This is a genomic window from Devosia sp. (assembly GCF_034675085.1).
GTDB lineage: Bacteria > Pseudomonadota > Alphaproteobacteria > Rhizobiales > Devosiaceae > Devosia.
Genome location: NZ_JAUCDN010000052.1, coordinates 1 through 14382, shown reverse-complemented (window position 1 = coordinate 14382; position 14382 = coordinate 1). Strand labels below are relative to the sequence as shown.

Genomic DNA, 14382 nt, shown 5'->3' with positions numbered 1-14382 from the left:
CGATCCAGACACCCTCAGGGCCCAGTTCCCCATCCTCTCCCGAACCGTACACGACAAGCCACTGGTCTATCTCGATACGGCATCGTCGGCACAAAAGCCCCGCTGCGTGATCGAGGCCGTCACCCGGGCCTATGAGGACGAATATTCCAATGTTCACAGGGGCCTGCACTTCCTCTCCAATCAGGTGACCGAGACCTATGAAGAGGTGCGCAGCATCGTTGCCCGCTTTCTCAACGCACCGAGCGAGGAGGAGATCGTTTTCACCTCCGGGGCAACGGCGGGGATCAATCTGGTATCCTATTCCTGGGCGGCGCCCCGGCTGGAGCCCGGCGACGAGATCGTGCTGTCATCCATGGAGCACCACGCCAATATCGTGCCTTGGCACTTCCTGCGCGAACGCCAGGGGGTGGTGCTGAAATGGGTCGAATGCGACGCGACCGGCTACCTCGACCCCGAACGCATCGCCGCAGCCATCGGCCCGAAGACACGCCTCATCGCCGTGACGCATATGTCCAACATTCTGGGGACGGAGACCGACGTCGCCGCCATCTGCGCGCTGGCGCGCGCCCGGGGCGTACCCGTTCTGGTCGACGGCTCGCAGGCGGCGGTGCATCTGCCGGTCGACGTCCAGGCCATCGGGTGCGATTTCTATGCCGTCACCGGCCACAAGCTCTACGGTCCCAGCGGGTCCGGCGCCATCTTCATCCGGCGGGAACGGCTCGAACAGATGCGCCCCTTTTTCGGCGGCGGAGACATGGTGCGCGAAGTGTCGCGCGAGACCATCACCTATGCCGGCCCCCCAATCCGCTTCGAGGCCGGCACCCCCGCGATCGTGCCGCAGATCGGCTTCGGCGTCGCCCTGGAATTCCTGATGACGCTGGGCATGCAGGCCATCAGGCGCCACGAAGAGACCCTCAGGGACCACGCGCTGAGGCGCCTGAAAGAGATTGACGGGCTCACCCTTCTGGGCACCGCGCCGGCAAGAGGACCACTTTTCAGCTTCGTGCTGGATCGAGCCCCATCCCCGCAGAATATTGCGATGCAGCTGGATGCGCAGGGCATAGCGGTGCGGGCCGGCTCATTCTGCTCCCGGCCGCTATTGCAGCAATTGGGCCTGTCGGGCGCCTGCCGGGCCAGCCTCGGGCTCTACAACACCCCGTCCGAAATCGATCTGTTCTGCGATGCGATCCGCTCGCTGATCTAGCCGGCCCAACGCGTCGAAACGCCTTCCAATCCCCTTTCTTGCCAGCGCTCCGGCAGCCGCCGCGAGCGCCCGCCCGGATTCGTCCCGCCGTCCGAGGTTGACCGAGTCTAAAATGTTTGACAAAATTGTTGTACAAATAAGCAGGACATTTAATCCTGCGACACGGTCAATGCCGGGGAGGACAGGGATATGCGCGCAGCCTTTCGAGAGGCAGAAGGGACGACCTCGGCCGCGTCATCCGGCAAGGCGTCGCAAGCGGACGACCTGCTTCCACGCCCGCCTGCCCTCGATGGAGCGGTCGCGTGACCGGGCGTTCTGCGGATCAGGACGCTGCCGAAAGCGGCGAGGCACCGAGCCCGATGGCCCGCATCTCCCGGCCAGGCGAATATCGCGGCTACAGCCGGCAGCGCTTCGACGGGCATGAGCGCAGCTCCCTCTATGTGAGCATGCGCGACGGCACGAAACTGGCGCTCGATATCTTCCGGCCCACCCAAGGCGGGGCCCTGGTAGCGGAGCCGCTTCCGGTCGTGTGGATGCACATGACCTATAATCGCCGCGTCTTCGAAGGCGGCCCGACCGCCGAAACCTACCCCGGCGCTGCGCTGGCCCTGGTGAAATACGGCTATGTGGTCGCCATCGCCGATATGCGCGGCAGCTATGCCTCGCATGGCTGGGCCGTCACGCCCCGCCGAGCGATGTGGCAGAAGGAAGCGTTTTGGGACGCCTATGACATCACCGAGTGGCTGGCCGCCCAGCCCTGGTCTGACGGCAATATCGGCATGTGGGGATGCTCGGCGACCGGCCATTCGCAATGGCAGGCAGCGGCCTCCAAACCGCCCCATCTCAAGGCCATCATGCCGCTGAGCGCACCGAGCGAATATTACGACATCAACGGGGTCACGGCGACGGAGCCCATGGACCCGCCGCCTTTTCCGGCCGAGAGCACGCCCGAAAGGGACCGGGATGCGGCGCCGGTCGACGCGGATGACGACGGCGCCATGCTGGCGCAGGCCAGGGACGCGCATCGCTGGAATATCGAGCCGGGCATCATGCCGTTCCGGGACAGCGCCTCGCCCTGGCTGGCACAGTTGCTGGGCCGGGAGAATGAGCAGATCCACCTCCAGGTCAGCACGTTCACGCATTTCCCGCAGATCGAGGCCTCGGGGATTCCCTATTACCAATCGGCCAATTGGGGGGAGGACTACCGGGTGAAATCCGGTGTCGCGATCAAGCTCAACACGCTCTCCAATCCCTCTAAGACGATCTTCGTGCCGGGCAAGCACTGCATTTTTTCCAGCGAACTGAAATGCGAGCCGTCGAACGCCTTCAACATCAATGCCGAGGCGCTGCGCTGGTTCGACTACTGGCTCAAGGGCGTGGACAACGGCATCATGTCCGAGCCGCCGATTTACTACTATGTCTACAATACGCGCGCTGAAGAGGACGCCTGGCGTTTCGCGGACAAATGGCCCCTGCCCGATGCGGCCTATGTCAATTTCTATCTCGACGGCCCCCACGAGAGCCAATTCACCTCCGGCGTGAACCGGGGGCAACTGGCACTGGACGCTCCCACGGCCGAGAACGCCAGCGATCACTACCGCGTCGATTATTCGGTGACCGCCGCCGATCGCGATCGGAAGGGGATGAGCTTCACCACCGACACCCTGCCGGCCGATATGGAAGTCATCGGGCACCCGATCGTCCGGCTCTGGATCGCTTCGACGGCAACGGACAATGATTTCATCGCCTTTCTTTACGACGTCGATCCCGACGGCAAGGCCACGCCGATCCCCGGCACCGATGACGGCCAGATCCGCGCTTCGCTGCGCAAGCTCAACCCGGCGCCCTTCGACAATTCGGGCCTGCCCTACCATCGCTGTTTTGCCGAAGACCATGCGCCGCTGACCCCTGGCGAACCGGTGGAGCTGGCCTTCGATCTCGCCCCGCTCGCCTATAATTTCCAGGAGGGTCACCGCATCCGGCTGGTCATTTCCTGCGTCGCGGTTCCACGGCCGGGCGCCCCGCCCATTACCCCGGTGCTCGATCCGCCGCCTTTGGTCAGCTTCTACCGGGACGCATCCCGCAGCTCGCACCTGGCGCTGCCTGTCCTTTCAGGACGCCCGAGCCCATCCCCTCAATCCCCGGCACCCACCTAGACCGGCGCCGGAGGCGCTCAGATTTTTACGACTTCATCATGGGAGGAAACCTAATGAAAACCCGAACGACCCTTAAGACGCTACGCGCCCTGCTGGTGACCACCGCCCTGGTGGCGGCCGGCGCAGCCGCCCCCACCTTCGCGCAGGACAGGGGCGGCGTGATGAACATCCTCGCCCGGCAACTGCCCTCGGAAATGGGGAACATCAAGACCACCTTCGCCGCCGGCACCTCCGGCTATATTTTCCCGGTGGTGGAAACCCTGGTAGGCGTCGATCCCGAAACGGGATTTTCGCCCACCAAGCTCGCCACCGCCTGGAAGGTGGCCGATGATGGCCTGTCGATCAATTTCACCCTGCGCGAGGGGGTGAAATTCCACGATGGCACCGACTTCAACGCCGAGGCAGTCAAGTGGAACATCGACCAGTCGCTGGCCAAGGGCGCGCTCGATACCGTGGAATCGGTGAGCGTGGACAGTGATTACTCGGTGACGCTGCACCTCAAGCAGCCCGACAGCACCCTGTTCAAGGCGTTGTCCTGGTATGACGGGATCATGATTTCCCCGGCTTCCGTCGAGGGGCAGACGGCCGAGTTCGTCGCCAGCCATATCGTCGGCACCGGCCCGTTCACGATGGAGAAGTTCGAACAGGACGCCAAGGTCGAATATGTAGCGTTCGCGGATTATTGGGACGAGGGCAAGCCCTATCTCGACGGCATTACCTATACCGTCGTTCCCGACCAGAACACCGCCAAGACCGCCTTCCTGGCCGGCCAGGCGCATGTATGGGACTATATGGATTCCCGCAACGCGCCCGAGCTGCGCGACATGGGGTACACGATCAACATCACCGCCGGCCTGGGGCGCATCATGTACCCCGACAGCGTCAACGCCGATTCCCCCTATTCCAAGCTAGAGGTGCGCCAGGCGTTCGAGCATGCCATCGACAAGCACGCCATCGTCGATGCGTTCGGCTACGGCACCTGGAGCGTGATGGACGGCCCCTGCGCCGATATCCATGTGGGCTGCGACGCCGTCTCCGAGTTGGCCTATGACCCCGCCCTCGCCCGCGACCTGCTGGCCAAGGCCGGCTATCCCAACGGCTTCGAAACCACCGTCTACGCCGTTGGCAGCGTTGAAGACGAGATGATGACGGCCATCCAGGCCTTCCTCGCCGATGCCGGCATCACCGCCACCATGCTCAAGCCCGATCCGGCGACCGGCGCCGCGCTCCATGCCGAAGGGTGGAACAACGCCATGTACCTGCAGGGCCTGACCACCGACGGGCCAAGCTTCGCCGCCGCGCTGTCGGTGGACGGGCCGGTGCCGGTCGGAAAGGCCCCGGTGACCGAAGTCCCCGAGCGCTACAACGAATTGCTGGCCCAGGTCATGGCCGCAACCGACGCGGAAAGCGAGCGCGCGCTGAGCGCCGAGCTCGCCCAGTTCATCCAGGACGAGATGATCTACATCCCGATGTTCGTGACCTCGCGCAATGCTGCTCTGGGCAAGGGCGTCCATTCCGACCTGGAGGCCTATTCGGTCCACTTCTGGAACCCGGCCGAGAGCTGGATCGAACAGAAGTAGGCTCGCCGCACTGCCTTGGGCCGCATATCGAGGCTCGCTCCCGAGCGGGCCTCGGCATCACTTCCAAAAATTCGATGAACTCATAACGAGGAATCGGACATGCATACCTTTATCTTGAAGCGGCTTGGGCAGTCACTCATCGTCCTCGTCCTCGTGAGCGTCATCATTTTTCTCTCCGTCAGGATCCTGCCCGGCGACCCGATCTACCTGATCGTTCAGGAGAGCAACGTCGCCGGCGCCAGCCCCGAGCAACTGGCGCAGCTACGGCATGAACATGGCCTCGATCGCCACCTGATCGTGCAATATTTCGACTGGATCGGCGGGGTCCTGCGCGGTGATCTGGGCGTCTCCATCTTCGGCAAGCAGCCCGTGGCCGACGAGGTGCTCCGCCGGCTTCCCATCACACTGGAACTGGGGCTCTGGTCGGTGCTCGTCAGCGCCGCAATCGGCATCCCCATGGGCGTGATCAGCGCCACGCGCCGCGGCTCATGGATCGACAATGCCGTCATCCTGCTCAGCAATATCGGCATCACCATCCCCGTATTCTGGTTCGGCCTGCTGCTGATGCTGTTCTTCAGCCTCTATCTGGGATGGCTGCCGGCAATGGGATGGACGCCCATCACCGACAATGTCGGCCTGCACCTGCAACAACTGGTCATGCCGGTGATCTGCCTGTCGATCTTCCCCATCGCCGCCATCGCCCGCCAGACCCGCTCGAGCCTGATGGAGGTGATCCACCAGGATTATGTGCGCACCGCCTGGGCAAAGGGGCTCGACGAGCGCGCCGTCATTTTCCGGCACGCTCTCAAGAACGGCCTCATCCCCGTCATCACCACCATCGGCCTCAGCGCCCGCGTCATCGTGGGGGGATCGACGGTGATCGAAACCGTGTTTGGCATCCCCGGCATGGGACGCCTGGCCGTGACGGCCGTCTCCAACAAGGACTTCGCCGTGGTGCAGGGCGTCATCGTCATCATCGCCGCTACCGTAATTCTGGTGAACCTGTTGATCGACCTCGCCTATGGCTGGGTCGACCCCCGCATCCGATATTCCTGAGATAGGTGAACCGATGAGTAAATCTGTTCTCACCGGAGCCATGGAGGCGCCCCCGCGCGTGACCGAATGGCAGCGTTTCCGGCGAGTGTTTTTCGGGCGAAAGATCGTCGTCTTCGGAACGGCGATCATCGGCCTGCTGGTTTTCGCGGCCATTTTCGCGCCATGGCTGGCACCCTATGACCCAGTCAAGATCAGCCTAACCGAACGCTTGCAGGGGCCGAGCTGGGCCCACTGGCTGGGCACAGACAATTATGGCCGCGACACGCTGAGCCGGCTGATCTATGGCGCGCGCACGTCCTTGTTCGTGGGCCTCACCTCCGTCGGCCTCGCCAGCGTCGTCGGCATGGTGCTGGGCGGCATGGCCGCCTATTACGGCGGCTGGTTCGGCGCCACGGTCATGCGCGTGATGGATGCGCTGATGGCTCTGCCGGTCGTGGTGCTGGCCCTGGTCGTCGCCGCCCTGCTCGGGGGCGGGCTATGGAACGTGATCTTCGCCCTCTCGGTCAGCCAGGTGCCCGAATATGCGCGCCTGATGGCCGGCCAGGTCCGGTCGGTCAAGGAGAACGACTACATCACCGCCGTGCGCTCGCTGGGCGCCAAGGACAGCCGCATCATGTTCGGCCACCTTTTCCCCAACAGCTTCGCTCCCCTGATCGTGCAATTCACCCTGCAGGTCGGCTCCACCATATTGGGTGAAGCCATTCTGAGCTTCCTGGGCATCGGCATCACCCCGCCCACCGCCGCATGGGGCGCCATGATCTCGAATGCGCGCGACTATCTTCTTCAACAACCGATCATGTCGATCGTGCCCGGCCTGGCGATCATGCTCACCGTTTTCGCCTTCAACATGGTTGGAGACGGGTTGCGCGATGCCCTGGACCCGCGCCTGAGAGGACGCCTCTAATGTCCCCAATACTCGAGGTTAAGAACCTCCGCACCGTTTTCAAAACCGAATCCGGCAACGTCACCGCCGTCGATGGCGTGAGCTATCACGTCAACGAGCAGGAGATCGTCGGCGTGGTCGGCGAGAGCGGTTCGGGCAAGTCCGTCACCCAGCTCTCCGTCATGCAGCTCATTCCCAACCCTCCCGGGCGGATCGAGGGCGGTGAAGCCTGGTTCGAGGGCAAGAACCTGCTGGAATACGAGCGCAATGGCAAGGAAATGCGCGCGGTTCGTGGCGCCAAGATCTCCATGATTTTCCAGGAGCCCATGACGTCGCTCAACCCCGTGCTCACCATCGGCCAGCAACTCATGGAAACGCTGCAATTGCATAAGGGCATGAGCACGGCCCAAGCGCACAAGCGCGCCATCGAGCTTCTGGCCATGGTCGGCATTCCCGCCCCCGAAAGCCGCGTCAACGACTATCCCCATCAGTTCAGCGGCGGCATGCGACAGCGCGCCATGATCGCGATGGGTCTTTCATGCGAGCCCAGGCTGATTATCGCCGACGAGCCAACCACCGCCCTGGACGTCACCACGCAGGCGGTCTTGCTGGAACTGATGCGAAATCTCGTGCGGCGCCTCAACACCTCCCTGCTTCTGGTGACGCACAATCTGGGCGTTGTGGCGCGCTATTGCGACCGCGTCTATGTGATGTATGCCGGCCGGATCGTCGAAGAAGGCCCCACGCGCGAAATCTTCGCCAACCCTCGCCACCCCTATACGGTGGGCCTGCTTAAGAGCATGCCGCGCCTGGACCAGCCCCGCCAGCATCGGTTGCTGCCGATCGAAGGGCTGCCGCCGAACCTGGTCAACCTGCCGCCCCATTGCGCATTCCTGCCCCGATGCCCCTATGGCACCGAGCTTTGCAGCACGTCGCCGGCTCCCGGCCTTGCCGCTGTCGGCGCGCAACACGCCGCCGCCTGCCATCTCAATATCGAGGAGTCGAGAACCTGATGTCGGCAGAAACCGCCCCCCTGCTCGAGGTCAGGAACCTCAAGATGTACTTCCCCGTGACCCGGGGGATTTTTCGACGCAAGGTCGCCGACGTCAAAGCCGTCGACGATGTCAGCTTCACGGTAAGGACCGGAGAGACGCTCGGCCTGGTCGGCGAGAGCGGCTGCGGCAAGACCTCGGTCGGGCGCGGCATCCTGCGGCTGGTCGAGCCGAGCGCCGGCGAGGTGCTGTTCGAGGGCCAGGACATCCTCAAGCTGGGCCCCACGCAGATGCGCAAGCTGCGGCGCCAGATGTCGCTGATGTTCCAGGACCCCTACGCCTCCCTCGACCCACGCCAGAACGCGGCCTCGGTGGTCGGCGAGCCGCTGGTGATCCACGGCATGACCCATTCGGCATCCGAATATGAGGACCGCGTCGCCCATCTGCTGCGCCGCGTCGGCCTCGACCCGGCAATGGCCAATCGCGTTCCGCACGAATTCAGCGGCGGCCAGCGCCAGCGCATCGGCATCGCCCGCGCGCTGGCCAGCGACCCCAAGCTGGTGGTGTGCGACGAGCCGATCTCGGCGCTGGACGTCTCGATCCAGGCGCAGGTTATCAACCTGATGAAGGAGTTGCAGGACGGCGCGGATGGGCTGACCTATGTGTTCATCGCCCATGACCTTTCGGTAGTCCGCCACATCAGCGACCGCGTCGCCGTGATGTATCTTGGCCATATCGTGGAGGTGACAGATGCCGACCGCCTCTACGAAAACCCGCTTCACCCCTACACCAGGGCGCTGCTCTCGGCCGTGCCCATCCCCGATCCGGTGATCGAGGCCAGCCGCGACATCATCCTTCTCGAAGGCGAGGTGCCCAGCCCGCTCAACCCGCCTTCAGGCTGTCCCTTCCATCCGCGCTGCCCCATGGCCACCGCCGATTGCAAGGCCATCAGCCCGGCGCTCGATGAGGTGGAGCCAGGTCATCAGGTGGCGTGCATTCGCGTCTAGGACAAATTACGCCCCATGGCGGGCAGGCTTTGAGGAAACACAATGGACGATATCGACAGCCCGATCCTTCGGGTATCCTCGGACATAACGCCTGAGGATGCCCTGCGCGAACCGCACCCCGCGACCATGACGCGGCCCGTTGCCCCGGCCCAGATTCATGATGACCGCACCGTCACCTTCCGGGTGCAGGCGCCGGGCGCCGCCATGGCGGAACTTCATCTGCGCAACCAGAACCCCGACACATTCCCCATGCGCCGGGGCGCCGATGGCGCCTGGCAGGTTACCGTGGGTCCGCTGGACGCGGACATCTACGAATACGGCTTCCTGATCGCCGGGGCGATGTTCAATACCGGCTCGCTTGCAATCCCCGGGTCGCCGCCGCGCCATTACGAGCTTCTCGACGTCCCGCATAGCGAACTGGTGCTGCACACCTATTATTCAAAGGTGCAGCAACGTCATCGCCGGCTCCATGTCTACGTGCCGCCCAGCTATCGCCAGAGCGAGAACGAGCGCTTTCCCGTGCTCTATCTCTTTCCGGCCAACACGGAAGACGAGTGGGTTCGTCTGGGGCGGGCCCAGAACACCCTCGACAATGGTATCGCCGAGGGGAAGATCCGGCCCGCAATCGTCGTCATGCCCAATAATGAAGTGGGTCCCCTTCCCGTCGCCGCACTGGAAAATGCGGCGGTGATGGAGCAGGAACTGATCGAAGAGATCATCCCCTTCATCGAAAACCGCTACAGGACGCTGCCCGGCAGGGAACACCGGGCCATCGCCGGCCTGTCCTTCGGCGCGGGGACGGCCTTCATCGTGGGAATGCGGCATCTGGCCTATTTTGCCTATCTGGGCGAGTTTTCGACGGGCTTGTTCGGCGGCGCGCAGACCAAGCCGTGGAATGTGGGCTATGCGGCATACGACCCCCGCAAGGTGGCGCCCGATCTTTATGACAGCGTGTCCATGGATGGGACGCGCCTCAGGCTTCTCTATATGTCGGTGGGCTCGCAAGACCCGCGCGCGCCCTATCAGCGCCAGGTGCTGAGCACCTTCCAGGCCCATGGTTTCGAGCCGGTGTTCAAGACCTTCAAGGGCGCCCATGACTGGAAGGTATTCAGCAATTCACTGGCCGATTTCGCCCAGCGGTTGTTTCGCTGATCCCCGATCGTGGCCGGTCCTCATGAGCACAAGGAGACGCCGGAGCGCCATGTAGAACAGCACCTTTTTCCAGGTGATTCCGCCGGAACGATCCGCGAACCGCCTGAGCGGCACACATGGCCAATCGGCCCCACAATAGCATAAACTAATGCCGATCTTGCCAATTTGCATTGGCGAAATCCCGCAATGGCGCATTACCTGCCGGCCATACCAGCCTCAGTCGCACCATTTATCGGGAGGATTATTTATGCGTCTGACGACCCTTCTTGCCGGCGCCATCGCCAGTCTCGCTTTCACGGCCGCGCATGCCGATGAATTGAGCTTCGCCAACTATATGGCGCCCACCCATCCCTATGTGGCCGGCGCCTTCCAGCCCTTCGCCGACCTCGTCGCCGAAAAGACCGGCAATGCTCTGACCGTCCATCTCTATAATGGCGGCGAACTGGGCGCCGGCCCCGACGCGCAATATGACCGCGTGGTGGAAGGCGTCGCCGACCTCGCCGTCAGCCTGCCCGGCTACACCGCCTCGAACTTCCCGCTGACCCTGCTCACCGAGCTGCCCGGCGTCATCGATGAACAGACCGGCACCGGCGTCATCTGGAAGAATATCGACCTGTTCCAGCCCGAATATCAGCGCGTCAAGCTGATCGCCCTGTGGTCCAGCGCCGCCAACCTGCTCTACACCAAAAAACCCGTGCGCAGCCCCGCCGATCTCGCCGGGCTTAATATCCGCGTGCCCTCGCGCAATGCCGGTCTTCTGGTGGAAGCCTGGGGCGGCAGCCCGGTCTCCATGCCGGTTTCGGAAATCTACACGGCCCTGCAAACCGGAGTGATCGATGGCGCCATGATCGACGGCACCGCTACCACCGCCTTCCGCCTGGCCGAGGTGACCGACTACCTGACTGTGGGGATAGAATCCACCATCTCGCCCTTCTTCATCGTCATGAACCGCGACCAGTTCAACGCCCTGCCGGCCGACCAGCAGGCGGCGCTGGAAGAGGCGGGACTACAGGCTTCGGTTCTGGGTAACCAGACCCAGCTCAATGTCGCCGCCGCCGGCATCAAGGCCTTCGCCGACGCGGCCGGCAAGGAGGTCATCACCCTTTCCGAGGATGAGGCCCGCGCCTTCCATGACCTCAACGCCCCGGTGGTCGCCCGCATCGTCGCCGAAACCGGCGGCAATGCGCAGGCCGTCATCGACGCCCTCGCCGCGCGCTGAGCCATGTCGCCCCGTATCATCACCGCTTGGCCGAGATTTATCGGCCGGGCGACCCTGGGCCTCACCTGGGCCGCGGGCGCCGCCATGGTGCTCATGATCCTGCTCATTATCGTCAGCGTGGTCATGCGCTATCTGATGCGCCAGCCGCTTCTGGGCAGCAATGAATTGATCCAGCTCGCCTCCGTGGTGCTGGTGATGGCGGCCCTGCCCTATTGCACCGAAAAACAGGCTCATATCCGCGTCGACATCCTCGACGGCCTGATGGGCCCCTGGGGCCAGCTGGCCGGGGACCTGGTCTTCCGGCTGACCTCCATCTTCGTGCTGACCCTGCTCACCTGGCGCGCCATTCTCAAGGCCGCCGACGCCTTCCGCTGGGGCGACACGACCAACATGCTCTCGCTGCCGATCTGGCCGGGATACGCCATCCTCGCCATGGGGTCCGCGCTCTGCGTGCTGGTGTTCATCGGCCAGACCATCGTGATCCTTGCCCAAAGAGACCAACAAGAATGAGCCCCACTCTTATCGGCCTGCTGGGCATCGCCGCCCTGTTCGGCCTGATGTTGTTCCGCACGCCCATCGCCTTCGCCATGCTGATCGTGGGTTTTTTTGGCTATGCCATATTGCGCGACTTCAACAGTGCCACGGCCCTTCTGCTCACCGAAAGCTATTCCACCGTCTCCAGCTTCACGCTGATCGTGGTGCCCATGTTCATCCTTCTGGGCAACATCTCATCGGCAGCCGGCTTCAGTCGCGGCCTCTACGATGCCGCCAATGCCTGGATCGGCCGCCTGCCCGGTGGACTGGCTTCGGCCTCCGTGCTCGGCTGCGCCGCATTTTCGGCCGTTTCCGGCTCGTCGGTAGCCACCGCCCTCACCATCGGCAAGGTCGCCATGCCCGAAATGCGGCGCCTGGGCTACGCCGATGGGCTGGCCGCCGGCTCGGTTGCCGCGGGGGGCACGCTGGGCTTTCTCATCCCGCCCTCGACCGCCTTCATCCTCTACGCCATCCTCACCGAGGAATCGATCGGCCGGCTGTTCATGGCCGGCATATTGCCGGGCCTGCTGATGACGCTGCTTTTCGTCATTGCCGTCTGGCTGGTGGTGCTGTTCCGGCCCGAAGCCGGCCCGCGCGGCGAAGCCCTGCCGCTCAAGGCCAAGCTGCTGACGCTGGTGGATTCGGTGCCACTGGTGGGCATCATTGTCGTCTCCATCGGCGGCATCTATATCGGCGCGTTCACGCCGGTGGAGGCGTCCGGCATCGGAGCCGGCCTCGTCATCCTGCTCGCCGTGCTGCGCGGCAAGCTGAGCTGGGACGGCTTCAAGACGGCATCGCTGGAAACGCTCAAATCCTCGGCTATGCTCTATTTCATCGTCATCAGCGCCAATGTGCTCAATCCCTTCTTCGCCATGACGCAAATTCCGCAGCTGCTCGGGGATGGGCTCACCTCCTTCGGGCTGGGCGCCTATGCAACGCTGTTCGTGATCATCCTCTTTTATATCCTGCTCGGCATGTTCATGGACGAGCTGGCGATGATCGTGCTCACCATCCCCATCGTCTATCCGATCATCATCGCGCTGGGGTTCGACCCCATCTGGTTCGGCGTCATCCTCGTCATCGTGGTACAGATGGGGCTGATCGCCCCGCCGGTCGGGCTCAACGTCTTCGTGGTGCGAAGCGTGGTGCCTGAGGTCCCCCTGCTCACCATCTATCGTGGCGTCATGCCGTTCCTTTTGGCCATGATGGCCGCCCTGCTTCTCATCATCATCTTCCCGCAGATCGCACTGATGATCCCCAATTCCATGTTCGGCAATTGAACCGCACCGCTATCAAGACGGCATGAAAAAGGGGGCGCAATGCGCCCCCTTTTTGCGTGGTTCCGCCGATGAGCTTTAGAACTCGTCCCAATCGGCGGCGACGGCGGCGCTGCCCTGGGTGCGCAGCCTGGAAGCGGCGGTACGCAGGGCCTGCTGCTGGGCGCGGACATTCGGTTCCGCGGGAGCCCGCTGCTCCATGCCCTCCACGGCAAAGATATCCACGATCCGGTCAAGCTCCGAAGCCTGGGCCTCGGTCTGCTCGATGGCGGCATTGGTTTCTTCCACCAAAGCGGCATTGTGCTGGGTCATCTCGTCCATGGTGCGCACGGCGCCGGTGACCTCTTCGATGGAGGTCGCCTGCTCGGCGCTGTCGCGGGCGATGGCTTCGAGCGCGGCGGTGTTGCCGCGAATGGCCTCGAGCATGGTGGCGAGCTTGCCGGCAGCTTCGCCCACCAGCTTGGAGCCATGGGTGACCTCGGTGCCCGACTGCTCGATCAGCGCCTTCACATCGGCCGAGGCGCTGGCCGCGCTCTGGGCCAGTCGCCGCACTTCCACCGCGACCACGGCAAAGCCCTTGCCGGCGTCGCCCGCCCGCGCGGCTTCCACGGAAGCGTTGAGGGCAAGCAGGTTGGTCTGGAAGGCGATATCGTCGATCAGCCCGATGATGTTGGAAATCTTGGCCGAGGACTGGGTGATCCGCTCCATGGCCTCATTGGCCGCATCCATCACCTTGCCGCCCTCCTCGGCGGTCTGGGTGACCTTGGAGGCATTGACGCTGGCCTCGCGCGCCCGGCCGGCATTGGCCATGACGGTGGAAGCGAGCTGCTCCATGGCCGCCGAGGTTTCCTCGATGGTCGCGGCCTGCTTGGTGGTGCGCTCGGACAGATCGTTGGCCCCCGAGAGGATCTCGCCGGTCGCGGTCTTGAGCGACCCCGAGGTCTTGCGCAGTTGCAGGACCACTTCGGTCAGGCGATCGGCCACGGCATTGGTATCGGCCTTGAGCTTGGCGAAGGCGCCCTCATAGTGCCCTTCCATGCGCTGGGTCAGATCGGTATTGGCCATGGCGCCGAGCACCTCGCCCACTTCCGAAACACCCCGGTCGACGGTCTCGACCAGGTTGTTGACGCTGCCGGCCAGCGCGTTGAGCTCCTCGTCGGGGAACTGGGTGGCGACGCGCTGGGTGAAATCGCCGGCGATGGCGGCGTCGACCACTTCGCCAAAGGCGCTCTGCAACTGGCTCATCATCTGCCGGCGGTTTTCTTCATCGGCGACGATGCGCGCGGCTTCCGCCTCGGTCATCTGGCTGACGCGCAGCCCGT

12 protein-coding genes are annotated in these 14382 nt (G+C 63.8%); 11 read left to right on the top strand and 1 reads right to left on the bottom strand.

Going from position 1 to position 14382, the window contains the following annotated elements; all coding sequences use genetic code 11:
• The 11 genes from VDP82_RS05400 to VDP82_RS05350 all read left to right on the top strand — a co-directional run.
• Positions 1-1204, top strand: a 1204-nt coding sequence (locus VDP82_RS05400) for a cysteine desulfurase (RefSeq protein ID WP_323013823.1), incomplete at its 5' end; no start/stop codon positions are given.
• A gap of 302 nt (positions 1205-1506) precedes the next feature.
• Positions 1507-3360 (top strand): CocE/NonD family hydrolase, encoded by a 1854-nt coding sequence (locus VDP82_RS05395; protein ID WP_323013822.1) that lies wholly within the window; start codon positions 1507-1509, stop codon positions 3358-3360.
• Positions 3361-3413: 53 nt separating this feature from the next.
• Positions 3414-4940 carry an ABC transporter substrate-binding protein gene (locus VDP82_RS05390; protein WP_323013821.1) on the top strand — a complete coding sequence of 509 codons (1527 nt, stop codon included), beginning with the start codon at positions 3414-3416 and terminating at the stop codon, positions 4938-4940.
• A gap of 99 nt (positions 4941-5039) precedes the next feature.
• Positions 5040-5996, top strand: a complete 957-nt coding sequence (locus VDP82_RS05385; protein WP_323013820.1) for an ABC transporter permease — start codon at positions 5040-5042, stop codon at positions 5994-5996.
• A 13-nt stretch (positions 5997-6009) separates the two neighbouring features.
• Positions 6010-6900, top strand: coding sequence for an ABC transporter permease (locus VDP82_RS05380; RefSeq protein ID WP_323013819.1), 891 nt, complete (start codon positions 6010-6012; stop codon positions 6898-6900).
• Entirely contained in the window at positions 6900-7892 is a 993-nt protein-coding gene (locus tag VDP82_RS05375; protein ID WP_323013818.1) for an ABC transporter ATP-binding protein, read from the top strand. The genes VDP82_RS05380 and VDP82_RS05375 overlap by 1 nt, the downstream gene beginning before the upstream one ends.
• Positions 7892-8878: an oligopeptide/dipeptide ABC transporter ATP-binding protein gene (locus VDP82_RS05370; RefSeq protein ID WP_323013817.1), complete on the top strand. Its 987-nt coding sequence runs from the start codon at positions 7892-7894 to the stop codon at positions 8876-8878. The genes VDP82_RS05375 and VDP82_RS05370 overlap by 1 nt, the downstream gene beginning before the upstream one ends.
• A 42-nt stretch (positions 8879-8920) precedes the next feature.
• Positions 8921-10030, top strand: a complete 1110-nt coding sequence (locus VDP82_RS05365) for an alpha/beta hydrolase-fold protein (protein ID WP_323013816.1) — start codon at positions 8921-8923, stop codon at positions 10028-10030.
• Between the two features lie 247 nt (positions 10031-10277).
• Positions 10278-11249, top strand: coding sequence for a TRAP transporter substrate-binding protein (locus VDP82_RS05360; RefSeq protein WP_323013815.1), 972 nt, complete (start codon positions 10278-10280; stop codon positions 11247-11249).
• A gap of 3 nt (positions 11250-11252) precedes the next feature.
• Positions 11253-11759, top strand: a complete 507-nt coding sequence (locus tag VDP82_RS05355; RefSeq protein ID WP_323013814.1) for a TRAP transporter small permease — start codon at positions 11253-11255, stop codon at positions 11757-11759.
• The gene (locus VDP82_RS05350) at positions 11756-13063 is read left to right on the top strand and encodes a TRAP transporter large permease (RefSeq protein ID WP_323013813.1); all 1308 of its coding nucleotides are present in this window, start codon (positions 11756-11758) and stop codon (positions 13061-13063) included. Before VDP82_RS05355 ends, VDP82_RS05350 begins: the two co-directional genes overlap by 4 nt.
• A gap of 75 nt (positions 13064-13138) precedes the next feature.
• On the opposite strand, the gene VDP82_RS05345 is transcribed toward VDP82_RS05350, so the two are convergent.
• The coding region (locus VDP82_RS05345; protein WP_323013812.1) for a methyl-accepting chemotaxis protein at positions 13139-14382 on the bottom strand (1244 nt) is incomplete at its 5' end.